Annotated in this window: 21 protein-coding genes; 12 read left to right on the forward strand and 9 right to left on the reverse strand. The window is 60.8% G+C overall.

Features of this window, described 5'->3' with window-relative positions:
• Positions 1-158 precede the first annotated feature (158 nt).
• Positions 159-527 carry a hypothetical protein gene (locus ABXR19_RS01470; RefSeq protein WP_354599296.1) on the reverse strand — a complete coding sequence of 123 codons (369 nt, stop codon included), beginning with the start codon at positions 525-527 and terminating at the stop codon, positions 159-161.
• A 272-nt stretch (positions 528-799) separates the two neighbouring features.
• The gene (edd, locus tag ABXR19_RS01475) at positions 800-2,623 is read right to left on the reverse strand and encodes a phosphogluconate dehydratase (RefSeq protein ID WP_354599297.1); all 1,824 of its coding nucleotides are present in this window, start codon (positions 2,621-2,623) and stop codon (positions 800-802) included.
• Positions 2,624-2,953: 330 nt separating this feature from the next.
• Between edd and pgl the strand changes: the two genes are divergently transcribed.
• The 5 genes from pgl to ABXR19_RS01500 all read left to right on the forward strand — a co-directional run bounded on the left by pgl (position 2,954) and on the right by ABXR19_RS01500 (position 8,632).
• Positions 2,954-3,634, forward strand: coding sequence for a 6-phosphogluconolactonase (pgl, locus tag ABXR19_RS01480; RefSeq protein WP_354599298.1), 681 nt, complete (start codon positions 2,954-2,956; stop codon positions 3,632-3,634).
• Entirely contained in the window at positions 3,615-4,598 is a 984-nt protein-coding gene (locus tag ABXR19_RS01485) for a glucokinase (RefSeq protein ID WP_354599299.1), read from the forward strand. Before pgl ends, ABXR19_RS01485 begins: the two co-directional genes overlap by 20 nt.
• 244 nt (positions 4,599-4,842) lie before the next feature.
• On the forward strand, positions 4,843-6,465 hold the full coding sequence (gene pgi, locus ABXR19_RS01490; protein ID WP_354599300.1) for a glucose-6-phosphate isomerase: 1,623 nt from the start codon (positions 4,843-4,845) through the stop codon (positions 6,463-6,465).
• Positions 6,466-6,496: 31 nt separating this feature from the next.
• Positions 6,497-7,291, forward strand: a complete 795-nt coding sequence (locus ABXR19_RS01495; protein ID WP_354599301.1) for an N-formylglutamate amidohydrolase — start codon at positions 6,497-6,499, stop codon at positions 7,289-7,291.
• A 627-nt stretch (positions 7,292-7,918) separates the two neighbouring features.
• A complete protein-coding gene (locus ABXR19_RS01500) occupies positions 7,919-8,632 on the forward strand; it encodes a PEP-CTERM sorting domain-containing protein (protein ID WP_354599302.1) in 714 nt (237 codons plus the stop codon).
• A gap of 76 nt (positions 8,633-8,708) precedes the next feature.
• Here the strand turns inward: ABXR19_RS01500 and aroG are convergent, their stop codons facing one another.
• Positions 8,709-9,791, reverse strand: a complete 1,083-nt coding sequence (gene aroG, locus ABXR19_RS01505) for a 3-deoxy-7-phosphoheptulonate synthase AroG (RefSeq protein ID WP_354599303.1) — start codon at positions 9,789-9,791, stop codon at positions 8,709-8,711.
• 167 nt (positions 9,792-9,958) lie between these two features.
• Here aroG and ABXR19_RS01510 point away from each other — a divergent pair, with 167 nt between their 5' ends.
• On the forward strand, positions 9,959-11,419 hold the full coding sequence (locus ABXR19_RS01510) for a S41 family peptidase (protein WP_354599304.1): 1,461 nt from the start codon (positions 9,959-9,961) through the stop codon (positions 11,417-11,419).
• A 146-nt stretch (positions 11,420-11,565) separates the two neighbouring features.
• Entirely contained in the window at positions 11,566-13,011 is a 1,446-nt protein-coding gene (locus ABXR19_RS01515) for an MORN repeat-containing protein (protein ID WP_354599305.1), read from the forward strand.
• 290 nt (positions 13,012-13,301) lie between these two features.
• On the opposite strand, the gene ABXR19_RS01520 is transcribed toward ABXR19_RS01515, so the two are convergent.
• The 3 genes from ABXR19_RS01520 to ABXR19_RS01530 all read right to left on the reverse strand — a co-directional run bounded on the left by ABXR19_RS01520 (position 13,302) and on the right by ABXR19_RS01530 (position 14,847).
• The gene (locus tag ABXR19_RS01520) at positions 13,302-13,802 is read right to left on the reverse strand and encodes a copper chaperone PCu(A)C (RefSeq protein WP_354599306.1); all 501 of its coding nucleotides are present in this window, start codon (positions 13,800-13,802) and stop codon (positions 13,302-13,304) included.
• A 56-nt stretch (positions 13,803-13,858) separates the two neighbouring features.
• Positions 13,859-14,383: a YcnI family copper-binding membrane protein gene (locus tag ABXR19_RS01525; protein WP_354599307.1), complete on the reverse strand. Its 525-nt coding sequence runs from the start codon at positions 14,381-14,383 to the stop codon at positions 13,859-13,861.
• 80 nt (positions 14,384-14,463) lie between these two features.
• Complete coding sequence (locus ABXR19_RS01530) at positions 14,464-14,847, reverse strand: DUF2946 family protein (RefSeq protein WP_354599308.1); 384 nt, start codon at positions 14,845-14,847, stop codon at positions 14,464-14,466.
• Between the two features lie 187 nt (positions 14,848-15,034).
• Between ABXR19_RS01530 and pap the strand changes: the two genes are divergently transcribed.
• The gene (gene pap, locus ABXR19_RS01535) at positions 15,035-16,513 is read left to right on the forward strand and encodes a polyphosphate:AMP phosphotransferase (RefSeq protein WP_354599309.1); all 1,479 of its coding nucleotides are present in this window, start codon (positions 15,035-15,037) and stop codon (positions 16,511-16,513) included.
• Between the two features lie 162 nt (positions 16,514-16,675).
• Complete coding sequence (locus ABXR19_RS01540) at positions 16,676-17,314, forward strand: DUF2971 domain-containing protein (protein ID WP_354599310.1); 639 nt, start codon at positions 16,676-16,678, stop codon at positions 17,312-17,314.
• 236 nt (positions 17,315-17,550) lie between these two features.
• Here the strand turns inward: ABXR19_RS01540 and ABXR19_RS01545 are convergent, their stop codons facing one another.
• The 3 genes from ABXR19_RS01545 to ABXR19_RS01555 all read right to left on the reverse strand — a co-directional run bounded on the left by ABXR19_RS01545 (position 17,551) and on the right by ABXR19_RS01555 (position 20,074).
• Complete coding sequence (locus tag ABXR19_RS01545; protein WP_354599311.1) at positions 17,551-18,399, reverse strand: SIR2 family protein; 849 nt, start codon at positions 18,397-18,399, stop codon at positions 17,551-17,553.
• Positions 18,400-18,766: 367 nt separating this feature from the next.
• Entirely contained in the window at positions 18,767-18,958 is a 192-nt protein-coding gene (locus ABXR19_RS01550) for a heavy-metal-associated domain-containing protein (protein WP_354599312.1), read from the reverse strand.
• Between the two features lie 144 nt (positions 18,959-19,102).
• Positions 19,103-20,074, reverse strand: a complete 972-nt coding sequence (locus ABXR19_RS01555; protein ID WP_354599313.1) for a helix-turn-helix domain-containing protein — start codon at positions 20,072-20,074, stop codon at positions 19,103-19,105.
• Between the two features lie 281 nt (positions 20,075-20,355).
• Between ABXR19_RS01555 and eat the strand changes: the two genes are divergently transcribed.
• Genes eat through eutC form a run of 3 tightly spaced genes read left to right on the forward strand, consistent with a single transcriptional unit; the run spans position 20,356 to position 23,948 of the window.
• Positions 20,356-21,744 carry an ethanolamine permease gene (eat, locus tag ABXR19_RS01560; protein ID WP_354599314.1) on the forward strand — a complete coding sequence of 463 codons (1,389 nt, stop codon included), beginning with the start codon at positions 20,356-20,358 and terminating at the stop codon, positions 21,742-21,744.
• A gap of 18 nt (positions 21,745-21,762) precedes the next feature.
• Positions 21,763-23,160: an ethanolamine ammonia-lyase subunit EutB gene (locus ABXR19_RS01565; RefSeq protein WP_354599315.1), complete on the forward strand. Its 1,398-nt coding sequence runs from the start codon at positions 21,763-21,765 to the stop codon at positions 23,158-23,160.
• Complete coding sequence (eutC, locus tag ABXR19_RS01570; RefSeq protein ID WP_354599316.1) at positions 23,157-23,948, forward strand: ethanolamine ammonia-lyase subunit EutC; 792 nt, start codon at positions 23,157-23,159, stop codon at positions 23,946-23,948. Before ABXR19_RS01565 ends, eutC begins: the two co-directional genes overlap by 4 nt.
• Positions 23,949-23,957 lie beyond the last annotated feature (9 nt).

The following is a 23,957-nucleotide window of genomic DNA, read 5'->3' on the forward strand; positions in this document are numbered from 1 at the left end:
GAGTATTGCTATCGGCCCACTTACGATCTTGAGTGGCTCAGGACGACCCAAAGGCGACGGTCAGACTTTGGGAAAGCGGCCGCTCGAACGAGGAAGCTCAGCCGACCGCATAAAGCGTAGTTTTTTGACGCTCGGCGGGAGCGGATTGTTGGGCCGGGCTATTTTTTCTTGGAACACACGAATTTCACGAGGTCGGATTTGCTGGAGCCCGGAACCAGATGTACCCACTTAGAATTTTTTCGCAGCGTAAGCTCTGGCGGCGGCGTCATTTGTTTTCCATCCGCTTCGCCTCCAGCAAGCTCAAAGAATTGCTTTGATTTGCAATTTACTTTGAGCTCTGTGAAGTCCGTATAAGCAGCACCCTTGCCGACTCGGTTGCTCAGCACTTTGAACATTTCAGCGCCGATGGTCTCTTGCTTCAGTATGTAGTACGCGCCGCTGTCGCCGGATGATGGCGCACGGTACATCTCTGCACCAAAGCAAGCTAATGGAAAAAATAGAGAGACGATAGCTACGTGTATTTTCATAGAGGATTCTCTTTTTATCTGGGTACAACGTTTGAGCTGATGGGCTGCGCAACGCGTAAGGTGGGTGAAAGTAGGGTGGGTTCGCGAAGCAACCCACCATGAGCCAATGCACGACGGTGGGTTGTCGCTGCGCTCCGAACCCACCCTACAAATACCCGCTTTCGGCTTATGGAACGAGCGTCCGCTCTCACCCGAATACAGCCGCCCATCACAACAATCAAGCCGTCATCACACCCACAGCACCGCAATCGATACGCACCAGATTACGACGCTCATTCGTCGAAACCGAACACCGTCGCGCCTTGCTCGGCGCCGCTGACGGCATGGCGAAATACGCCAAACAGCTCACGCCCCATGCCGGTCTGACCGCTGCCATTGAAAATCGCCGGGCTGCGGCTTTCGAAATCGGTTTCGCGCGATTCGATGCGCAGGATGCCGGCCTCGGCGTCCAGCTCGATCATGTCGCCGTCCTGTACGCGGGCAATCGGGCCGCCGGCCAAAGCCTCGGGCGTGACGTGGATGGCCGCCGGGATCTTGCCGGAGGCGCCGGACATGCGCCCGTCGGTGACCAGCGCAACGCGGAAGCCCTTGTCCTGCAGATTGGCCAGCGTGGGCGTGAGCTGGTGCAGTTCGGGCATGCCGATCGCACGCGGCCCCTGGAAACGCAGCACGGCAATGAAATCGCGCTCCAGCTTGCCGGCCTTGGCAGCCACCAGCAGCGCATCCTGACTTTCGAAAACAATGGCGGGCGCGCGAATCACGCGATGATCCGGCTTCACCGCCGAGACCTTGATCACCGCACGGCCCAGATTGCCAGCGAGCAAACGCAAACCGCCATCGGCACTGAAGGGCTGCGCCGCCGTGGCGAGCACGGCGGCATCGCCGCTGAGGGCCGGGATGTCCTGCCACACCACCTGGCCCTGCGCGTCCAGCGTGGGCGCCTTGGCGTAGGCCGCGAGGCTCTTGCCAAAGACCGTGTGCACATCCTCATGCACAAGACCGGCCGACAGCAATTCACGAATCACCCAGGCGACGCCGCCTGCGGCCTGGAATTGATTCACATCTGCCGGGCCGTTCGGATAGACGCGGGCGAGCAGCGGCACGACTTTCGACAAGGCTTCGAAATCGCTCCAGTCGATGAGGATACCTGCCATGCGGGCCATCGCCACCAGATGCAGGGTGTGATTGGTGGAGCCGCCGGTGGCGAGCAAGCCGATGATGGCGTTGACGATGCTGCGCTCGTCGATCATGCGGCCGATCGGCGTGAATTCATTGCCTTGCGAGGTGATCTGCAGCACCCGCAGGGTGGCGGCGCGCGTCAGGGCTTCGCGCAGCGGTGTGCCGGGCGGTACGAAGGCGGCGCCGGGCAGGTGCAGGCCCATCATCTCCATCAGCATCTGATTGCTGTTGGCCGTGCCGTAAAAGGTGCAAGTGCCGGGTGCGTGATAGGACTGCGATTCGCTTTCGAGCAAGGCATCCTTGCCCACTTCACCGGCGGCATATTTCTGTCGCACCTTGGCCTTCTGGTCATTCGACACGCCGGTCGGCATCGGTCCGGCGGGCACGAAAATGAAGGGCAGAAAGCCGAAACGCAGCGCGCCCATCACCAAGCCCGGCACGATCTTGTCGCAGATGCCCAGACACAGCCCGGCATCAAACATGTTATGGGACAAGGCGATGCCCGTGCTCATGGCGATCACGTCGCGCGAGAACAGCGACAAGTCCATGCCGTCCTGCCCCTGCGTGATGCCGTCGCACATGGCCGGCACACCGCCCGCCACCTGTGCCGTGGCGCCCGCCGCGCGCGCCGCGTCCTTGATAATGTCCGGATACACGCCATAGGGCTGATGCGCCGAGAGCATGTCGTTGTAGGCCGTGACGATGCCGATGTTCGGCGCCTTGATGGCCTTGATGCGCAGCTTGTCTTCGAGCGGGCTGGCAGCAAAACCATGCGCCAGATTGGTACAGGCCAGCGCGCCACGATACGGAGCGCCAGGGACGGCCGCATCAAGGCGGGCCAGATAGCGGGCGCGGCCTTCGGCGCTGCGAGCAACAATGCGGCAGGTAACCGCGTCGACGATGGGGTTGAGTGACATGAGCCGGCCTTTTTCGAATGCGATGCGTGAGACTGGAAAGTAGTTCAATGCTGCTGCGCACACAAGCCTTGTCGTGCTACGGACAGGTTTGATTTTTACGTGGCGACGCGCCGCTTGCACAAGGCCGCAAGCCAGCCACTGCCTGAAGAGCCGCGCGGAGCGGTCCTGTACGCGAGGCATGTCCGCAGAAGCACGCCCCGCGCGGCTCTTGAAGCCATCGTTATCTGGAGCATATCCTCACCGCGGCAGCCTTAAAGCTGCAAAGCCAGTGCCCGCTCCAACAGGCCTCGCGCTACACTCCGATCCCTGCCCTTGTGAAGAAGCTCCGCCGTGAATCTCAAGCTGCACACCTTTCCTCACGCCAACGCCCTTGATCAGGCGCTTTCAGCCTGTGTGGCAGCGAGCCTGCGCGCCGGCATCAACGCCCATCAGAACGCCACGCTGGTGGTTTCCGGTGGCCGCACCCCGGCGGGTTTCTTCCGCGCCCTGAGCGCCATGAACCTGGACTGGGCAAGCGTCACCATTACCCTCGCCGACGAGCGCTGCGTCGACGAAGACAGCCCGCACAGCAATGCGCGCAGCGTGCGCGCCCACTTGCTGCAAGGCAATGCGGCAGCCGCCACATTCCTGCCGCTGTACCAGCCCAAAGAATCCATTGACGCCGCCAACGCGCGCCTGGCCCGGTTGCCGCAATTCGACGCCGTGGTGCTGGGCATGGGCGACGACGGCCACACCGCCTCGATCTTCCCAGACAGTCCGCAACGCGACGCGGCCCTGCTCGATTCCACGGGCAACCCCCTGCTGTTCGCCGAAGGCAAAGCGCCCATCACCGCACGCCTGACGCTCACCGCGCCGCGCCTGCTCAACACACGCAGCCTGATCCTGCATATCACCGGCGACACCAAATGGCCAGTGCTGGGACAAGCCCTGCTGGCCCCGACACCGGCCTTGCCGATCAGCCATTTCCTGCACGCCGAGGGGGTCAAAAAACATGTCTTCTGGACTCGTTGAAACTTACCCACGCCTGCTCGGCGACATCGGTGGCACCAACGCCCGCTTTGCCCTGATTGAAGCGCCCGGCGCGCCGATCAGCCACCTCGCCACGCTGGCCTGTGCCGACTACGCCGGGCCGCTGGAAGCGATTCAGGCCTGGCGTGCACAAACCGCCGCCCCCGCCCCACGCAACGGCGCTGTCGGCATCGCCAATCCGGTCACCGGCGATGAGTTGCGTCTGACCAACAATCCCTGGGCATTTTCTGTCGAGGCCCTACGCCGCGCCCTGAGTCTGGATCGCCTGATCTTTGTGAATGACTTCACCGCGCTGGCCTTGTCACTGCCGCATCTGAACGACGCCGAACGGCGCCAGGTCGGCGGCGGCAGTTGCATCCCTGGCGGCAGCATAGGCGTGATCGGCCCCGGCACCGGTCTGGGCGTTTCGGGCCTGATCCCCAGCACAGGCGGCTATGTGCCGCTGGGCGGCGAAGGCGGTCACGTCAGCCTCGCGCCCTATACCGACGAAGAGTTCGCCCTGCTCGCCCGCCTGACCCGCGAATTCGGGCGCATTTCCGCCGAACGCCTGCTCTCCGGCCCCGGCCTGATCACCCTGTACCGCGGCCTTGCCAGCGTGCGCGACCTGCCCGCTCAGGATCTCGACAGCGCCGCCATCACCGCCGCTGCGCTGGCCGGCAGCGACGCCCTGTGCGCGGCCACGCTCGCCAGTTTCTGCGCCCTGCTCGGCAGCTGCGCCGGCGACCTCGCCCTGACCCTGGGGGCACGCGGCGGCATCTTCATCGGCGGCGGCATCGTGCCGCGCCTGGGCGCGTATTTCGATCAGTCAGATTTCCGCGCCCGTTTCGAAGCCAAAGGTCGCTTCGCCGCCTACATGGCGCAGATCCCCAGCTACGTCATTACCGCCAGCAATCCGGCCCTGATCGGCGCGGCGGTGGCGCTGGAACAGGCTGTGGTAAAGGGCTAGGAACTGGGAACTGGGAACTGGGGCAGAGTGCCCGTAGAACCCCATTTAGCGGGCCTCTCCGGGCAGGCATGCTGAAGGATAAAGCTGGGCGCGGTTTTCCAAGCAGACCGTAGGCGCTAGCGAAGCTGGCGATTGAACGCGTGAATCGCCAGCTTCGCTAGCGCCTACGGGAGCCCCGCCTCTCGCCAGCCTCATGCCACCCAGCTATCATTCGGCGATACACAAATCCAAGACGAGACTCACCATGAATCCAACCACCACCCCCGCCTGGGCCCGCCTTGCTGAACACGCCGCGAGCCCGCAAGCCCACCTGCGCGAACGCTTCGCCACCGACCCGGAACGCGCCACGCGTTTCGTCGCCAAGGCCTGCGGCATCCTGCTCGACTACTCGAAGAACCGTATCTGCGACGACACCCTGCGCCACCTGTTTGCGCTGGCCGACGAAAGCGATCTGCGTACGCATATCCTGGCGATGTTCGAAGGCGAAGCGATCAACAGCACCGAGCACCGCGCCGTGCTGCACACCGCACTGCGCACGCAAAGCGACGTGCCCGTACTGGTCGACGGCCAAGACGTTTTGCCCGCCATCCGCGCAGTGCGCGAGCGCGTGAACGCCTTCAGCGAACGCGTGCGCAGCGGCGACTGGCAAGGCTTCAGCGGCGAGTCCATCACCGACGTCGTCAACATCGGCATCGGCGGCTCGGACCTCGGCCCGCTGATGGTGGTTGAGGCGCTCAAGCCTTACGCCGACGGCCCGCGCGTGCATTTCGTCTCGAACGTCGACAGCCTGCACCTGACCCAGACGCTCAAGACGCTCGACCCGGCACGCACCCTGTTCATCGTCGCCTCCAAGACCTTCACCACTACCGAAACCCTGACCAACGCCCGCAGCGCCCGCGCCTGGCTGGTCGCCGCCGGCGGCGAATCCGCCGTCGCCAAACACTTCGTCGCCGTGTCGACCAATGCCGCCAAGGTCGCCGAGTTCGGCATCGACACGGCCAACATGTTCGGCTTCTGGGACTGGGTTGGTGGTCGCTACTCGCTGTGGAGTGCCATCGGTCTGCCCGTGGTGCTGGCAATCGGTCCGGCCGGCTTCGAAGCCCTGCTCGCCGGCGCCGCCGAGATGGACCTGCACTTCCGCACTGCCCCGCTGGCCGAAAACCTGCCGGTGCTGCTCGCCCTGCTCGGCATCTGGAACGTCAACTTCCTCGGCTGTGCCTCGCAGGTCATCTCCCCCTACAACCAGACCCTGCACCGCCTGCCCGCCTTCCTGCAGCAGCTGGACATGGAGTCCAACGGCAAACAAGTACGCGCCGATGGCGAACCCGTCGACTACGCCACCGGCCCGGTGATCTGGGGCGAGCCGGGCACCAACGGCCAGCACGCCTACTTTCAGCTCCTGCACCAGGGCACGGCGGTGATTCCGGTCGACTTCATTCTCGCCCTGAAGCAGCCCGGCCAGCTCGACGCCCACCGCACGAGCCAGATCGCCAACTGCCTCGCCCAATCCGCCGCCCTGATGCAAGGCAAGACGGCCGAGGAAGTCCGCACCGAGATGTCCGCCAAAGGCGTTGCCGCAAAAGAAATCGAAGCCCTGATCCCGCACCGCAGCTTCCCCGGCAACCGCCCGAGCAACACCCTGCTGCTCGACGATCTGTCGCCACACGCGCTGGGCGCCCTGCTCGCGCTCTACGAACAAAAGGTCTTCGTGCAGGGCTCGATCTGGGGACTGAATTCCTTCGACCAGTGGGGCGTGGAACTGGGCAAGCAGCTGGCCAGCGGTATCGAACAGCGTCTGGCAGGGACTGGCGGGCCGGGGTATGACGCCTCGACAGAGGCTTTGTTGGGCTATATCGGCCAACTCTAACCCCCTGCCAACGACTCACAGGAGCAACTGCATGCACATTCAAAAATTTGCACTTCCACTGCTTCTGGTGTCCATTTGCAGCCTCGCCAAAGCTTACGACCCGGCAGACAAGGTCATCGTCAAACCTGGCAACATGCCAATCATTTTTTCAGTCCCTCACGACGGTGATGAGTCTCTTGGCTGGATCAGTCCGCGCTCGAAAGGTGCAACCGTTCGCGATGCAGACACACGGGAACTCGCTGAAAAAACGGCAGATCTGCTAGAAAAGAAAACCGGCAAACGGCCTTACCTAGTCATCGCAAAATTCAGCCGGAAATTTCTCGACGTGAACCGCAAGGAAGAGGACGCACAAGAATCTGCCGAGGCAATCCCCGCTTATCACCACTACCACGAACAATTGGCCGGATTCGTGACCGAGGTTTCCTCAAAATACTCAGGAAACGCCCTCCTGATAGACATCCACGGACAATCGGACGATCCAGGAACGATATTCCGTGGCAGTCGCAATGGAACAACGACAAAGCGCTTGCTCAAACGCGCCGGAAACGTAGCATTGCAGGGACCGACAAGCATCACCGGGCAACTACAAAGCAAGAGCTATCAGGTGTTTCCAGCCATCGACGCTACAGACTTGAAAGAAGACAAACGCTTCAATGGCGGCTACATCATCTCCGCTCATGGCAGCAACAACGCCACAGGCATTGATGCAATTCAACTTGAATTCGGCAAACGCACACGCGAGAACGCCAGCCTTGCCTCTGATTTTGCCGATGCCATCATCGCTTTCCAGAACAAGTTCCTGACTGAGGCTCCAGCTTCGAACTGATATTCTGTACGTAGTAATCGTCACAAAAGAACGTAGGGCGTCAATGAGCAAAGCGAATTGCGCTGCATGAACCATAGACACGAGACCACCCCGGGCGGAGCAATGCGCTGCGCCCTTCGACGGGGCTCAGGACAGACTTATTGACACCCTACGCAAGCCGCTACATGTCATGCTTGGAGAGCCTCACCCAGCCTTGCTCTTCGAGTATCCTTGATGGGAGAAAAATGGCACGGACCGTTCACAGCGAGCACAACACTCGCATAGTCCAAGGCCATCAAGCTGGTTCCGCACGGAGTCGCATCGAAGCTTTCGCCTGCACCAATGCCTTCGCGCCCAGCGGCCACATCAATACATCCAGCGTGCTCGCACCTGAAGGTCAGGCGACTCTGTTCGCAACGTGACAAAGCTCCCATAGTGTTCCAACAAGCCCGCAACTAGCATTTCAGCAACCTTGGCTGATTTGTTTTCCTGCGCCTGCCGGTACAGGTTGACTCATCGCTCATGGTTAAACGCGCTCGCCCGAGACGCGGTCTCCTTGAGTTTTCCTGATTTACAGACTGGTCCTCCAGCCCTTTGCGGGGCAGTGATTAGCCAGCGCACCTCCAACCCCAGCCTAAGGAACACATCATGAAATTAACCCATCTTGTGGCGGCTATCACGTGCGCCCTCTCGTTCAGTGCGCAAGCGCTGACCTACACACAAGTGGCGCTGCCCACCCTCAATACCAACATCGAAACCTGGTCAAACGGAATCGCGTACGACCCCTATTTCCCCGGTGCTCAGACTTTGGGCGGTATTCCATTCGTACTGCAGCAGGATCGTCAAGGCGACAAAGCCTTCGCGTCCGGGATACTGACGATGGATGTCGACATTGCTGATGCCAGTACGGTTTACACGCTGATCAGCACAGGTTGGGGTCTGGAGGGAGCAACCGTAGGCTCCATCAGTTTCCGGAGCAATGGCGGTAGCTGGCACACCGTGAATCTGGTCGAAGGCGACAACGTGCGCGACCATTACTACGGCAATTTCGTTAACACGACAACTGCTAGCTATGTGACGCAGTCGGTGCTGGGCACAAACACCGAAGACACCGCCCACCTTGACATGCAGGCGTTCGCTCTACCTTCGATATTCCACACTGAAGGACTGGATCGTATTGTCTTCGTCGGTTTTGGCAATGAAAACCATGCTCCTTTAAACCCCAACGCTCTTGACTTGCGCGGTGTTCCCTTCCTTGCAGGCGTAACGGTCGCCGCCGTACCGGAACCTAACAGTATCCTGATGCTTCTGGGCGGTTTGGGTATGCTGGGCGTCATGATTCGTCGTCGCACAGACGCCTGACGCAAACCTTGAAACTTCAGCCCAAACAAAAAGCGGCAATCGACCGCTTTTTTTTTGGACACGGAATCCGCGCCGCCTATTCTTCCAGCGCCTTCTTAACCCGGCGCGCACGCACGCCTTCGGCCAGCGTGTCCAGCACGCCGACTGAATCCTCCCAACCGATACAAGCATCGGTCACGCTCTTCCCGTATTCCAGTGGCTTACCGGGCACGAGATCCTGACGACCTTCGACCAGATGCGATTCACACATGACGCCGAAGAGGCGGTCGTCGCCAGCGGCAAGCTGGGCGGCCGTGTCTTTGGCGACTTCGATCTGGCGCTCGTACTTCTTGCTGCTGTTGGCGTGCGAGAAATCGACCATGACCTTGGCCGATACGCCAGCCCCGGCGAGTTCCTTGCAGGATTTATCGACACTGGCCGCATCGTAATTCGGCTCCTTGCCGCCGCGCAGGATCAGGTGGCAATCCTCGTTGCCAGCGGTCGACACGATGGCGGAATGACCGGCCTTGGTCACCGACAGGAAATGGTGCGGCGAGGCGGCGGCCTTGATCGCATCGATGGCGATCTTGATGTTGCCGTCGGTACCGTTCTTGAACCCCACCGGGCAGGACAGGCCGGAGGCCAGCTCGCGATGCACCTGGCTCTCGGTGGTGCGTGCGCCGATGGCGCCCCAGGCGATCAGATCGGCAATGTATTGCGGAGTAATCATGTCGAGGAATTCAGTCGCAGCCGGCAGGCCCAGTTCGTTGATCTCCCACAGCACTTTACGCGCCAGGCGCAGGCCATCGTTGATGCGAAAACTGTTGTCCATGCCGGGATCATTGATCAGGCCTTTCCAGCCCACCGTGGTGCGCGGCTTCTCGAAGTACACGCGCATGACTATGAGCAGCTCATCCTTGAAGCGATCCGCCTCGGCCTTGAGGCGTTTGGCGTATTCGACGGCTGCAGCCGTATCGTGGATCGAACACGGGCCGATCACGACCAGCAAGCGGTCATCCGCACCATGCAGAATGCGGTGAATGTCCTGCCGGGCTTCAAAGGCCGTCCGGGCGGAACGCTCGGTGACCGGAAATTCGCGCAGCACATGGGCGGGGGGGGCGAGTTCCTTGATTTCGCGGATGCGGACATCATCGATATGGAGCTGATTTGAAGCGTTCATGGTCTGCGCAACGAAAGTGTGTCAATCCGCTCATTTTAGCCCTAAACCTCGGCGTACCGGGTTACGCTGATCCACATCAAGTCATACAAAAGAAGATCAAGCATCCAGGAAGGGTTTTAGCTCAAACAAGTTATCATGAATAGATATTCAATATTCAAGCCATAAGCATGAATCAAGGGATCTCTATGCAATTCTGGATACGCGTTTTTACAATCATGATGACTGCCTTGGGCTTGGCAAGTTGTGGCGGCGGGGGCGGTGGTGATAGCAGTGGAGGGGGAGGAAGCAACGGCGGAAGCTCTATCATCACCGACGCGACAAAAAACCCGACTACGTGTTCCAACGCGACACAACTGAGCTTCGTACGCAATCACATCGACAAGGATTATCTTTTCTACAAAGGGGCTCCAAGCACCAGCGCGGCGGGTTACACCGGCACACCAAACAATTTTTTCTACGACCTGACAACTCGGGCACAGCCTGCAAAAGATCGCTTCAGCTTCGTGATTACCGCAGCTGAAGCGCAAGCGGTTTTTCAAAGCGGCATTGGCACAGGAGTTGGTCTTGATACGCGGCGTGACGCGCAAGGAAGATTGCGTATTGCACTGATTGAGCCGGGCTCACCCGCATCTGTGGCGGGGTTGGAACGTGGAGATCGCATCACCAGTATCAATGGCGCAACGGTCGGCGCGAGCATGACCGCCGCACAAAGCAATGCACTGTATTACTCGAGCATTGGCACCAGTCTAAGTCTGGAATATCAACGTCTGCCAAGCACGGCCACTCAAGTCGCAAGCATGAAGGCATCCACCTTTACCTCTGACCCGGTCCCCCTTGCCACCACCATAGCCAGCAACGGAAGCACAGTTGGTTACATTGCCTTTCATGAACACACGGCACCATCAGAAACCAAGCTCGCCGATGCTTTCAGAACCTTGTCCAAGGCAGGCGTCAGCGATCTTGTGCTGGATTTGCGCTACAACGGTGGAGGCTACATTTCGATAGCCTCGCAAGTGGCGTACATGATTGCTGGCACAAGCACCAGGACCGCGGACATGCCCGCAGGCTACACAAAGATTTTCGATCGACTTGAATTCAACGACAAACGCTCTGCGGAGAATTTCAACTTCGGCTTTCTGGATTACATTTATCTGGACACAGCCAGAAAAAATGAAATATTGCCAAGTCTGAACCTGAAGAAGGTATATATCCTCACCACCGGCTCCAGTTGTTCGGCCAGCGAAGCCATCATCAACGGACTGCGTGGCATCGATATCGAAGTCATCACGATCGGCAAAACGACCTGCGGCAAGCCTTTTGGCATGTACCAGACCGACAACTGCGACAACAGCTACTTTGCGCTCGCATTCCAGGGCTTCAACGCCAAAGGCTTCGGCGACTTCACTAGTGGAATGACGCCCACCTGCTCCGTTTCTGACGATCTGGATCATGAACTGGCCAACCCAGCGGAAGGTTTGCTGGCCACAGCGTTGACCCATCGGGCGACAGGTCTGTGTCCTGCCGTCGTTGCAACGGGATTCGCCACAAGCGCAGGGACGGCAACCCTGTCGATCCAAGACAACGTACAGAAGCGTAGTTGGGGAACCAGCATCCTCAATATCCGTTAAAACCCACGTCTTCCAGAAGCAAAACGCCCCAAGTCAAGCTGCTCCGCGCGGCCCTTGGGGCGTTTTTCTTGACGGCAGCGGGTTGGCGCGCATATCGTCAAGGCAAGCCCTGCTGTGCGGGGCGCGACTTCCCGGACTCTGCCACCATGACCTGCCTGCCGCGCTTCCAGCCCTCCCCTCACCACTGTGTCGCGCCATTGCTGCTCGCCCTGCTGCTAAGCCAGCCAGCGCTTGCCGCCGAGCCACTCAGCCCACCTGCGATCACGACAGTCGATCTGAGCCGCGAACCCTTGCCGCCGCTGGATCCGTCAATCCCCGAGCAATCCCTGCGCATTGGCAACGCCAGCTTCAAAGGGCGTTTCATCACCGATGCCAAAAGCGGTGTCATCACCGGCCAGGTCACGATCAGCTGGGACAACGGTGATCGTTTCAGCGGCCGCATGATCAGTGGCAAACGCCAGGGACCGGGCAAATTCGAATGGGCCAACGGCCAGAGCTATGAGGGCGACTGGCGCGACGACATGCCCGACGGGCGCGGAAGCCAGATTTTCGCCAGCGGCGACCGCTACGAAGGCGACATGAAAGCTGGCGTTCCGGAAGGCTTCGGCAGCTATTCAGACAAAGCCGGCAACCGCTACGAAGGCAATTGGCAAGCCGGTCTGAAACACGGCAAAGGCAAATATCAGTGGGCGAACGGTCAGTCCTACAACGGCGACTGGGTTCAAGATCACCCCTCGGGCCAGGGCGAGCTGATTTTTGCGAATGGCGACAAATATACCGGTGCCGTAAAGGCCGGCTTGCCGGAGGGCAAGGGCAGCAAGATTTTCGCCTCCTCGGGCGACCGCTACGAAGGTGAATTCAAAGCCGGCGAAGCTCACGGCAGCGGCAACTACCTGTGGAAGAGCGGCGACCTGTACCAAGGCGCATGGGCCAGCGGCCGCAAGACTGGCGCGGGTCGCTACACTTGGGTCAATGGCGATTACTGGGAAGGCAATTTTTCCGACGATCGTCAGCTGGATGGGCGCTTGTACTTCACACCCAACATCATTGTGGATCAGGCCGCCATCGAAAAACTCGTGCAGCAGACCCGTGCGGCCTACGACTCAGGCGGCACCCGCAGCGTCAGCGACAAACCACTGGATGTGGCACGCCTGTCGGCGATCCCGATGGTCGCGCTGGAACTGAAAGTCTGCGAGCGCCCCGAGGCAGCCCTCGACTGCCGCCAGCGCGTGCTGCGCGAAGTCGAAACAGGCAGCCTGTTCAAACACAACTGGCAAACCATGTTCAGCGACAACGCGGCCGGCAAAGCCCCGACGAGCTACGAAGTGGACAAGAGCAGCGTCAGCGAACTCGGCCGCGTTTTTTCATGGTTCCGTTTCCTGAACTCGGCAAATGGCGACTCACGCAACACCGGCATCAAGTACGACTGCCGCAGCGAAGCGCTGGAAATCCAGCTGCTCTACAACTGCACGGGCGGCGCGCAAACAGCGACCTGCACGCTAGACCGCAACTTCGACAAATACGTCGGCAAGGCCATTCCAGCAGCAACCATCAAGGGCTGGTTCAAGAGCGCCTGCGAGCGCGGCGGCTGATTCGTGAATTTGTAACGGCCACGTTGAAAGGCCGGTTTCCCTTAAGCTGAAGTCGGCAGGCCCGAACATCCCCTCCCTCTTTAAGAGGGAGGGCGAGGGTGGGGGTAAATACGTCAAAGACAAGACTTGGCCTTATTGAACGTGAGAACCCCCATCCCAACCTTCCCCCTTGAAGGGGGAAGGAGCCGTTTTGGGCCGGCCACTGAAGAGCCGCACCCAGACTAGCTCTTCAGCACCCCTGCTTCAAGAGCAAAGCCGGGCGAGGCTCTTCAAGCAATGCCACTGCAGAATCAATGCTGATGCGCACGCCCCATTGCTGGCGCGGAGCCGGCTACCGGAGCCGCCACACCCAGACCTTGTACCTCCACCTCCACCGTAATCTCGCCCGCCTTCTCGAACTTCAGCTTGAGCGGAAATTTCTCGCCCTCCTTCAGCGGCGCCTTCAGTTCGATGAACATGATGTGCAAACCGCCCGGCTGCAAGGCCACGCTCTTGCCGGCAGGCAAATCAATCCCACGCTCCAGCTTGCTCATGCGCATCACGTTGCCTTCCATGATCATGGTATGCAGCTCCACCACATTCGACACGCCAGCCTGTGCCGAAACCAGGCGATCCGCCGGGCCGCTGTTTTCAATCTTCAGAAAACCGCCGCCCGCCTGCGCACCCGGGGGCGTGGCGCGCGTCCAGGGTTGAATGATCTTGAGCGTGCCAGTCGTGTAATCGTGAGCACTGACACCGTTTGAAACCAGCACAAGCGCCGCCAGGCTGATGAAGTATTTAAAGTTTTTCATAAAACATCCTTTCGTTTGAGCAAGACCCATCGGGCCTTGCCGGATAGAAGAAAATATCAATGCTGATGCGCAGGCACCGCATCCACCGGCGTCAGTAACAGCTGAGCTGCCGGAAAAGCCGGGCGATCCTTGCCGTCCTGAATCGCCGCCCAATCGTTCTCGCCTTTTTCGCAGCGCTGCAGCACGCGGATGTACTGCTTGCCCGCCTGCGCCGGCAGCGTCGTACGCACGACAAACTCGTCGTACTCCGCATCCAGCAGGCGGCCGCCGCTCCAGGTAAATTCGGCGGCGCGTTCCGTCACCGGCTTGCCATGCGAGTCGTAAGGCTGGGCCAGTTTTTCCGTGCGGATGGACAGCCCCCAACCCGGCTTGGGCATGGGCTTGGCGCCGACGAATCCGGCGGGCAAAAAGACCGTGACACTGGTCGTCGGCGCCCCCTCACAGCCATGTCCCACGCGGAAAACAGCCTTGTAATTGCTGCCCACAGCGGCAGATTGCTGTTCAAGGGTGACATGTGCCTGCGCGGCAGGCAGGCTGCCGGCAAGCAGGGCCTGCAGCGCGAACTTCATTTTTGTATTCATTCTTCTCTCCATTGCGGCCACGAACGGCCAGAGGCATTCCGCACCCGCAGGGCGAAATGCACAGCGCTTGTTGAATCAGCTCAAACGGAGAAAAGGGGCGGCGCGCGCGAGATATACGCCGGCCAGCCCGGCGCAGGCAGCGCAGCAAGAACTGGCAGAGAGGCCTGAACATGCTCCATCCCGGAGAGCAGCGCAGGCTGGGCATCTACCGACGGCGTCAGCGCAAAGTGAGCACCCGCAAGGCAGAGCGGGCAGCTTGCTTGCAAAGCCTTGACTGGCGCGTCTTTCCCGGGAGTATCAAACTTGACGAAGACACTTCGCACGCCCATCGTCGAACACACTTCCATGCGCACGCCGGCCTGCATCGGCAAGGCCATCCACACAGGCATCAAGGCATGAAAGATCACCGCCAGAATGGCGAGAACAAGGATACGAGGCGAAGCGGCAGAAACGCGGATGTGCATGCTGGGCGGGATTATGCCTGAGCAGGCCGGAGCATAAACCCGCTTTGCAATACAGGTTTTAATGCCAATCCACAGCCATGCCCTGCGCAGCATCGAATCGAAAGCCCGCTCCTACGGGAATATCAGCACCCCCACCCCCATCCCCTGCCCTTATGCTTGCAGCACAAGTCCAATAACGGAGCCCGCCATGTTCGAATCCGCCGAAGTCGGTCACGCCATCGACAAGAAAACCTTCCGTGCCGCCGAAGAAGCCCTGCGTGGCGAACTGCTGCTGGCGCAGAACGCGCTGCGCGAGCAAAGCAAATTCCCGGTGGTGCTGCTGATTTCTGGCGTCGACGGCGCCGGCAAGGGCGAAACCATCGCCCAGCTCTACGAATGGATGGACCCGCGTTTTCTCAGCACCTTCGCCTTCTCCGCCCCAAGCGACGAAGAACGCGAGCGCCCCTTCATGTGGCGCTACTGGCGGGCGCTGCCGCCCAAGGGCCGCATCGGCATCTTCTCCGGCTCCTGGTATTCGATCCCGATTGCCGAGCGCATCACCCGCAAGCTCTCACGCGGCGGGCTGGACAACCGCCTGGACCAGATCAACCACTTCGAATCCATGCTCGTGAATGAAGGTGCGCTGGTCCTCAAATTCTGGTTCCACCTCTCGCGCGAGGGCCAGAAAGTCCGCCTGAAGACGCTCGAAAGAAATCCGCGCACCGCCTGGCGCGTCACCAAGCTGTCCTGGGCGCGCACCAAGACTTATGACGAACTGCAGGACGTGGCCGGTCACGTGCTGCGCGTCACCAACACCGCCGCCGCGCCCTGGATCATCGTCGACGGCACCGACGACAATTACCGCAACCTGCGCGTCGGCCGTGCCCTGCTCGATGCACTCAAGGCGCATCTGGCCGACAGCCATCAGCCGCCCGTGGCACCACCCGCCCCGCTGATCACCAGCATCGATGATCGCAACGTGCTGACTGCGCTGGATTTGTCGCAAGTGCTGCCGGACAAGAAATACCAGCTCGAACTCGCCAAATGGCAAGGCAAGCTTTCCGAACTCTCACGCCACAAGAAATTCGCCGGCCGCTCGCTGGTACTCGCCTTCGAAGGCATGGACGCCGCCGGCAAAGGCAGCAGCATCCGCCGCATCACCGCCGCGCTCGACCCGCGCCAGTTCCAGATCATCCCGATCGCCGCGCCCACCGACGAAGAGCGCGCCCAGCCCTATCTGTGGCGATTCTGGCGGCACATCCCGCGCCAGGGCCGGGTCAGCATCTTCGACCGCTCCTGGTACGGCCGCGTGCTGGTCGAGCGCATCGAAGGCTACTGCAGCGAAGCCGACTGGCTGCGCGCCTACGCCGAGATCAACGACTTCGAGCACGAACTGGTCGAAGCTGGCGCCATCGTCCTGAAATTCTGGCTGCAGATCGACAAGGCCGAGCAGATGCGCCGCTTCAAGGAACGCGAAGCCATCGAACACAAGCGCTTCAAGATCACCCCCGATGACTGGCGCAACCGCAAGAAATGGAACGCCTACCAGCAAGCCGCCGTCGACCTCATCGACCGCACCAGCACCGGCAAAGCCCCGTGGATCGTGGTCGAAGCCAATGACAAGAACTTCGCGCGGGTGAAGATTTTGAAGGCGATTTGCGGGGCGCTGGAGAAGGCGCTGGGGTGAATGTGTAAGGTGCGCATTGCGCACCATTCCGTCGCCGCGATCATCGCAGGAACCGGATCAGGTGTGCCGGTGCGCGGACGTTGTACCGATCCGCGTGCGCGGTGCGCACCCTACCGGGTTACTCCGGGTTAAGGCCTCAGTTTCTTATGTGTCAGGAAAATCATGCTTCTCTACAAATACAGAACATTTGAGCAACTTGAATTCCTGCTCGATATCATTGTTTCTGAACGCCTATATTGCTCAAGCTATAGCAACCTCAATGATCCGTTTGAAGGCATGCTCTTTCATATGAAAAGGGGATTTATTTCTTTCAGGGGGAACTTCCATCCAGCCTCACAAAAATCCGTCAGGGCCGTTTCCCCAGTCAAAGATGCTTTTATTCTGAAAGACGAACCAAGAGTATGCAGCCTTTCTTCGGATCCAACAGACGTTAAGCTTTGGTCCTTTTATGCTGCAGGTCACACCGGCGTAACCGTCGAAATTGATTTCGATAACATTACCGACGCTTTAAAGGTTGAATATGAAGACACCCTTCCAGATTATTCGGAGTCGGGCATTGCGCTTTTGGAGCCAAAAAATGTTCTTCTTCGCAAAACGAAGGCGTGGGAGTACGAAAGCGAGTACAGGATCATAAATGACGTTGCGTATTACCCGATTTCGGGCAGAGTAAAACGCGTTCTAATTGGTCATAAAGCATCGGAAGATCGATATTGTCTTCTGAAAAAACTCCTCCCTTCACACATACAATTGGTTCGAACTCGACTGGACTACGAAAGAGTTTCTATCGTCGAAAAGCGGTAAGCTGAATAGTTTTCGTAGCTGAATACAAGGCAGCTCATTGACCCGCGCGGTCCAAACATCCAATCCGGGACGATGTTGTCATCCGCACCATTCCGCGCGGCTTACGCCTACGGCTAACCCGCCCTTGAAACCCGACCTGCCCGAAGACCCGCACCCCATTTTCCTCTACGACACCCCATCCCGCAGAGCCTTGCTGCAGGCGGCTCTTCAGGTAGGCATGTAAGCAGCGCTAAGAATCAGCACACAGCCGCGTCAGGCTCTTTCATCAAGGCCTGAAAGCTTTCTTCGATCAGCATGATGTTGTGGCGCTTGCAGAACTTGATTTCCTTGCGCGTCGGCTCGGGCAAAAACGCCCATCCACCTTCGGGGGCTGCGCCGGCGATCAGGTCACTCATCACCATGCGTTCGGTATCACGATCAAGGCGCATGCCGATGAAGAGGTAGCGCTTGTTCAGGCGCAGAGTCTTGACGAAAGGTGGAACGGCCAGGCCGCCCATCAATTCGGTGATGTAGTCGACGTAGTCAGCGTCCGAGGCGATATAACTGGGCTGCGGTAGCGGTGAGCCGAGTGGCTTGAACAGTACGGGCAAGGCTTCGGTGGCGTCCTCGGGCTGAATCGGGGTGTAGCGCTGGCCGTCGCTCTGGTACAGGTTGAAGCGATACAGCAGTCCGCTCATGCGGGCGCAGCCTTGCACCAGGTAATGCGGGATTCCTGCGTAACTGTCGAGCAGCTGGGTGTCCCGGTTGATGTCGATCACATAGCGCGGGCTGATGTGCTTGATCCAGTCGTGCAACGCGGAGCGCGTCCAGGGCGTCTCGCCGTAGGTTTTGGTCAGGAAGTTGCTGATGCTGGCACGCCCGCGTTTGAGCTCGATATTCATCGCGGCGCGTGCGAATTCGTACATCAGCTTCTGCGCCATCGGTTTGCCATCATTCAAGCCGTAGATCAGCTCGTCGCTGGTGGCGGGCATGCGCGCCAGCGTTGGCGGAGACACGACATCGGCCAGTACCTCGGCTCCAAGACAAGGCACGACGGAGCCGTCCTTCAGGCCGGCAATGATCTCTGAGAGTAGCGCTGAATCCATGGCGGTTTCCTGTCACAAAGTGGGTCATGAAGCACTCCACGCAAGATCCAGGCCCTGAACGACGGATGCGATCCGTGACCAGAAAATCATTCAGGCGCAATGCGTTCGTAATGCGCCGAATGAAACATTGTCGCAATGCCACCCGATCCGGCAGTCCCGTTCAGGCAGGCCTTTGGCATCAAACTTCCGTCGTTCCCGCGAAGGCTGTTGATCCTTACGGTACGACGCCAATCCAGCAGAATGCGCAGCGTCTATTGGCCGCCTACGAGACCGCCCACGACCTACCCGAAGAGCGGCTCCCCGCGTGCCTTTGCAGACACCTCCCTGAAGAGCCTTGCTGCATGCAGCTCTTCGGGCACGTGGTAACTCAGGCTGGATCGAAGCCTGCGTCGGACAGGCGCGCCACGACCGCATCCCGCGACTGGCTGGTTTCGACCTTGACGTGCTTTGTCGCGACGTCAATCTCGACTTGGGCGCTGGCGTCCAGCTCGCCAAGGATACGGGTGATGGTCCTGGCACAGCCGCCGCAGCTGATGCCCGGCACGGTGAATTCATACATGGTGAGCTCCTTGGGTTGAATGGCGGATCCGGTGTGCAAAGCGGACCGCTCATGCAGTCGACATGGACGGAGCGGCTTTGAAAACGAAATGAATGATCAGCCTTGCCATGGAGGGAGAGTCAAGCGCGAGTTCAGCGCCGCGGCTCAGTGTTCGGCGAAATTCCGGGCTTCCGACGGCAACTCGCCGAAGAGCTGGCGGTAGTCCTTGGCAAACTGGCTCAGGTGCGTGAAGCCCCAGGAATAGGCCACGGCCGAGATCGACATGCGGCTGTCGCCCTGCTTGAGCGAGCGTCTTACTTCATTGAGACGCAGGCTGCGGATGAAGGCCAGCGGCGGCATGCCGGTCACCTCCTCGACGCTGTTCTGCAGGGTGCGGCGACTGACATGCAGATCCCGGCACAGATCCGGAATCGACGGCGCCTCGCCCGGCTGGGCAAGCACCTGCTCACGGACGCGGCTGACAATCTGCTGGCGCGAAGAGACACAGCGGCGAGCGGCAGGCGGACTGGTACGGCCTTGCTGCAGCACTTCCACCAGCACATCGAAAACCCGCAGCTGCAAGGTGGCCGGATCATCACCGGCCAGTTCGGCATCCGACAGGATATTGCTCAACGCTGCGCACAGGCGATGCTTGCGGGCCGGGACGAGGGAGATCACGTCGCGTTGCAGCAGCACACGATCGAGATCCAGGCGCGTCGTATCTTCCAGGTATTCGGCAAAGGCCAGGCGATCCACAACGATGCCGTAAAGGTCGAAGTCCGGCGCAGTCATCAGGTCAAACTCGACGCCGCCATCGCGTACGCACACGGCATCGGCGGCGAGCGGCTTGCTGCCCATCCACATCATGCCGTCTTCGGCTGCCGGGATGCCGAACCACACCGATTCGCGCCAGGCCGCGCAGGTCTGACGCAATTGGCGGTTGGCGCGCTCGACGAAGATCTGCGTCTTCGGCAGCCATAACTCCATGACTTCGCCTTCAAAGACGCCAGCCGAGAGCTGATCGTAGCGCTGATCCCACTGCGAGAGATTGAGCGCATGTTCATCCGCATCCCGCGCACGACTCACGCGGCGCAGACAGGAAGCGTCTGGCTCCCGGGGCTCAACAAACTGGTTCATGGCAATAGCTGTCCTGACTCTAATACTTTAGCCATAAGCAAGCAGCGTACCGGGCCCAATCATTGCATGCAGACACCGCAGAGGGCGCTGACACGTTGCCTTGCCTGGGATTGCGACAGATTGCGCCCCGGCCTGGTGCAGGCCTGCCTTGAGGCTGTGCGCCGGGCGGGCGCAAACACAGGTGTGCCAAATCCTGATATCGACGTGCCAAAACTTGATACCTGTGCAAAGGGCCTTTGACTCACGATGCACTCACCAAACCAACTCAACTGGAGTCAATCATGAGTGGATCAACTCAAACGCCGCACGGGCTGGCGGCAAGTCTAGGAACCTGGCAGCTGTGGGGCATCGCTGTCGGGCTGGTCATTTCGGGGGAATATTTCGGCTGGAGCTTCGGCTGGGCCACGGCGGGCACGCTGGGATTCCTTATCACCACCATCGCTGTGGCGCTGATGTACGGCACCTTCATTTTCAGTTTCACCGAACTGACGACCAGCATCCCGCATGCGGGCGGCCCGTTTGCCTACAGCTACCATGCCTTCGGCCCCACCGGCGGATATCTGGCCGGCATGGCGACCCTGATCGAATTCGTGTTCGCCCCGCCGGCCATTGCGCTGGCCATCGGCGCCTACCTGAATGTGCAATTCCCCAGCCTCGATCCGAAAATCGCGGCAGTGGGCGCCTACGTGGTGTTCATGGGTCTGAACATCGTCGGCGTAACCGTAGCGGCGACCTTCGAGCTCTTCGTTACGGTGCTGGCCATCGTCGAACTGCTGGTATTCATGGGCGTGGTCGCTCCCGGCTTCTCCTTCGCGAATTTCGCCAAGGGCGGCTGGGCGGGCGCCGACAGCTTCTCGCTGGCATCGATTGCCGGCATCTTCGCGGCCATCCCGTTCGCGATCTGGTTCTTCCTCGCGATTGAAGGCGTGGCCATGGCCGCCGAAGAAGTCCGCGACCCGAAGCGCTCCATCCCCATCGCCTATACCGGCGGCATCATCACCCTGGTGGTGCTGGCGATCGGCGTAATGGTCTTTGCGGGCGGCGCCGGTGACTGGACCAAGCTTGCCAACATCAACGACCCGCTGCCGCAAGCCATGAAGATGATTGTCGGCGAATCCAGCGGCTGGTTGCACATGCTGGTCTGGCTGGGCCTGTTCGGTCTGGTGGCGTCCTTCCACGGCATCATCCTCGGCTACTCGCGTCAGATCTTCGCCCAGGCCCGTGCCGGCTACCTGCCGGGCTGGCTCGGTGCTGTGCATCCGAAGTACAAGACTCCGCACCGCGCCATCATCGCGGGCGGCGTGATCGGCATCGCAGCCATCTTCAGCGACGAGTTCCTGTCCTTCGGCGGCCAGACCCTGACGGCCAACATCGTGACCATGTCGGTCTTCGGTGCACTACTGATGTACATCCTGAGCATGGCCTCGCTGTTCAAGCTGCGTCGCAGCGAGCCGGGCCTGGCGCGTTCCTACAAGGCACCGTTCTTCCCGGTCTTCCCGGCCATCGCGCTGAGCGGCGCAGTGATTTGCCTGATCACCGTGACCTGGTTCAACCCGCTGCTGGCTGGCGTGTTTGCCGCCATCCTGGCCGTGGGCTACGCCTACTTCCGCGCCACCCACGCCCAGCGCGCAGCTTCGCCCATGGCCGCTCTGGCGGTCGAGGCCCAGTAAGCGCGGGAGTCCAGGAAAATGCTTTATTCCGCCAACGTGGGTGTGCGGCGACACGTGTTCGCCGACCTCAAGACCCTGCTCGCCAAGGCCAGCCCGCTGCGCTCCGGCGACCTGCTCGCCGGGGTCGCTGCGGCGTCCGAGGAAGAGCGCATGGCGGCCCGGATCGCGCTGGCGGACGTTCCGCTGGCGCGTTTCCTGCAAGAAGTGATCGTGCCCTACGAAGTGGATGAAGTCACCCGCATCATCATCGATGATCATGATGCGGGCGCCTTTGCGGCCGTGGCGGGACTCAGTGTCGGCGAGTTCCGCAACTGGCTACTGTCGGATGCGGCCGATGGCCTGGCGCTTGCCGCGCTGGCCCCCGGCCTCACGCCGGAGATGGTGGCGGCCGTCAGCAAACTGATGCGCAACCAGGATCTGATCCTCGTCGCCGCAAAATGCGAGGTCATCACCCGCTTCCGCAACACCCTCGGCCTGCGCGGGCGGCTCGCCGTGCGCCTGCAACCGAATCACCCGACCGATGATGCGCGTGGCATCGCCGCCTCGATGCTCGATGGCCTGCTCTACGGCGCGGGCGACGCGGTGATCGGCATCAACCCGGCGAGCGACAGCCTGCCGGCCATTACCACCCTGCTGCACCTGATCGACGGCTTTCGCGAGCAGTACGAGGTGCCCACCCAGAGCTGCGTGCTGACCCACGTCACCAACACCATTCGCGCGATCGAAAAAGGCGCGCCGGTGGATCTGGTATTCCAGTCGATTGGCGGCACCGAGGCCGTAAACAGCAGCTTCGGCGTCACGGCAGCCATCCTTGAGGAATCCATGCACGCTGCGCGCAGCCTGAAACGCGGCACGCTGGGTAACAACGTGATGTATTTCGAGACCGGCCAGGGCAGCGCGCTGTCGGCCAACGCACACCATGGCGCGGACCAGCAGACGCTGGAGGCACGCGCCTACGGACTGGCACGACGCTACAAACCGCTGCTGGTCAATACCGTGGTCGGCTTCATCGGCCCGGAGTACCTTTATGACGGCAAGCAGATCATCCGCGCCGGCCTCGAAGACCATTTCTGCGGCAAGCTGCTGGGCCTGCCAATGGGCTGCGACATCTGTTACACCAACCATGCCGAGGCCGATCAGGACGACATGGACACCCTGCTCACCCTGCTGGGTGTGGCTGGCATCAACTTCATCATCGGCGTGCCCGGCGCGGATGACATCATGCTGAATTACCAGAGCACCTCTTTCCACGACGCGCTCTACCTGCGCCGCGTGCTGAATCGCCGCCGCGCCCCCGAGTTCGAGGAATGGCTGGAGCGCATGGGTATCGCCGACTATCGCGGCGAGCTGCTCGCCCAGACCGAGCAGCAAGCACTGCTGGCGATGGCCGGCACGTCTTGGGGAGGCGCAGCATGAAGAACGAGCTTTGCACGCCGGACCCCTGGACACGGCTGCGCAGCCTGACCAGCGCCCGCCTGGCACTCGGACGCTGCGGCGTGAGCCTGCCCACGGCCGAGATCCTGCATTTCGGCCTGGCGCATGCCCAGGCGCGCGACGCGGTGCATCAAGCGCTGGATGTCGAGGCACTGGCGCTGGCGCTCAAGCAGGCAGGTTTCTCAAGCATGAGCGTGGCCAGTCAGGCAGCGGATCGCGGCACTTACCTGCGCCGCCCGGATATGGGCCGGCGCCTCGCCACGGCCAGCGCGGAACTGCTCTGGGAGGCGGCCCCGGCCCTACCCGTGCCGCTGGTTTTTGTAGTGGCCGACGGTCTCTCCTCACTCGCCACACGCAGCCACGCCCTGCCGCTGCTGCAGGCCCTGCTGCCGTATTTTCCGGATCTGCGTGACACGCCGGTGGTGATTGCCACTCAGTCGCGCGTAGCGCTCGGTGACGAAATCGGCCAGTTACTTGGGGCCGAATTGGTCGTCGTGCTGATTGGCGAGCGCCCCGGCCTGTCCTCGCCGGACAGTCTGGGCATCTACCTCACGGGCGGGCCACGCGTCGGGCTCACCGATGACAAGCGCAACTGCATCTCCAACGTTCGTCCGCAAGGGCTGGCGTACGCGGAAGCCGCGCGCAAGCTCGCTTTCCTGATTTCTGGTGCGCGCAAGCTCGGCCGCACCGGCGTCGAACTCAAGGACGACAGCGATGCGCCCGCCCTTGTCCACCGTGCAGATGCTGCGGAGCTTTCCAATGCCAACTGACCCGTTTTT

This window comes from Uliginosibacterium flavum (assembly GCF_040566545.1).
GTDB classification, from domain to species: domain Bacteria; phylum Pseudomonadota; class Gammaproteobacteria; order Burkholderiales; family Rhodocyclaceae; genus Uliginosibacterium; species Uliginosibacterium flavum.

Excerpts from the sequence above, each read along its gene's own strand:
- ABXR19_RS01470 (WP_354599296.1), bottom strand. The coding sequence starts at position 527 with ATGAAAATACACGTAGCTATCGTCTCTCTATTTTTTCCATTAGCTTGC.
- edd (WP_354599297.1), bottom strand. The coding sequence starts at position 2,623 with ATGTCACTCAACCCCATCGTCGACGCGGTTACCTGCCGCATTGTTGCT.
- ABXR19_RS01485 (WP_354599299.1), top strand. The coding sequence starts at position 3,615 with ATGTCTTCTGGACTCGTTGAAACTTACCCACGCCTGCTCGGCGACATC.
- pgi (WP_354599300.1), top strand. The coding sequence starts at position 4,843 with ATGAATCCAACCACCACCCCCGCCTGGGCCCGCCTTGCTGAACACGCC.
- ABXR19_RS01495 (WP_354599301.1), top strand. The coding sequence starts at position 6,497 with ATGCACATTCAAAAATTTGCACTTCCACTGCTTCTGGTGTCCATTTGC.
- ABXR19_RS01500 (WP_354599302.1), top strand. The coding sequence starts at position 7,919 with ATGAAATTAACCCATCTTGTGGCGGCTATCACGTGCGCCCTCTCGTTC.
- aroG (WP_354599303.1), bottom strand. The coding sequence starts at position 9,791 with ATGAACGCTTCAAATCAGCTCCATATCGATGATGTCCGCATCCGCGAA.
- ABXR19_RS01510 (WP_354599304.1), top strand. The coding sequence starts at position 9,959 with ATGAATCAAGGGATCTCTATGCAATTCTGGATACGCGTTTTTACAATC.
- ABXR19_RS01515 (WP_354599305.1), top strand. The coding sequence starts at position 11,566 with ATGACCTGCCTGCCGCGCTTCCAGCCCTCCCCTCACCACTGTGTCGCG.
- ABXR19_RS01520 (WP_354599306.1), bottom strand. The coding sequence starts at position 13,802 with ATGAAAAACTTTAAATACTTCATCAGCCTGGCGGCGCTTGTGCTGGTT.
- ABXR19_RS01525 (WP_354599307.1), bottom strand. The coding sequence starts at position 14,383 with ATGAATACAAAAATGAAGTTCGCGCTGCAGGCCCTGCTTGCCGGCAGC.
- ABXR19_RS01530 (WP_354599308.1), bottom strand. The coding sequence starts at position 14,847 with ATGCACATCCGCGTTTCTGCCGCTTCGCCTCGTATCCTTGTTCTCGCC.
- pap (WP_354599309.1), top strand. The coding sequence starts at position 15,035 with ATGTTCGAATCCGCCGAAGTCGGTCACGCCATCGACAAGAAAACCTTC.
- ABXR19_RS01540 (WP_354599310.1), top strand. The coding sequence starts at position 16,676 with ATGCTTCTCTACAAATACAGAACATTTGAGCAACTTGAATTCCTGCTC.
- ABXR19_RS01545 (WP_354599311.1), bottom strand. The coding sequence starts at position 18,399 with ATGGATTCAGCGCTACTCTCAGAGATCATTGCCGGCCTGAAGGACGGC.
- ABXR19_RS01550 (WP_354599312.1), bottom strand. The coding sequence starts at position 18,958 with ATGTATGAATTCACCGTGCCGGGCATCAGCTGCGGCGGCTGTGCCAGG.
- ABXR19_RS01555 (WP_354599313.1), bottom strand. The coding sequence starts at position 20,074 with ATGAACCAGTTTGTTGAGCCCCGGGAGCCAGACGCTTCCTGTCTGCGC.
- eat (WP_354599314.1), top strand. The coding sequence starts at position 20,356 with ATGAGTGGATCAACTCAAACGCCGCACGGGCTGGCGGCAAGTCTAGGA.
- ABXR19_RS01565 (WP_354599315.1), top strand. The coding sequence starts at position 21,763 with ATGCTTTATTCCGCCAACGTGGGTGTGCGGCGACACGTGTTCGCCGAC.
- eutC (WP_354599316.1), top strand. The coding sequence starts at position 23,157 with ATGAAGAACGAGCTTTGCACGCCGGACCCCTGGACACGGCTGCGCAGC.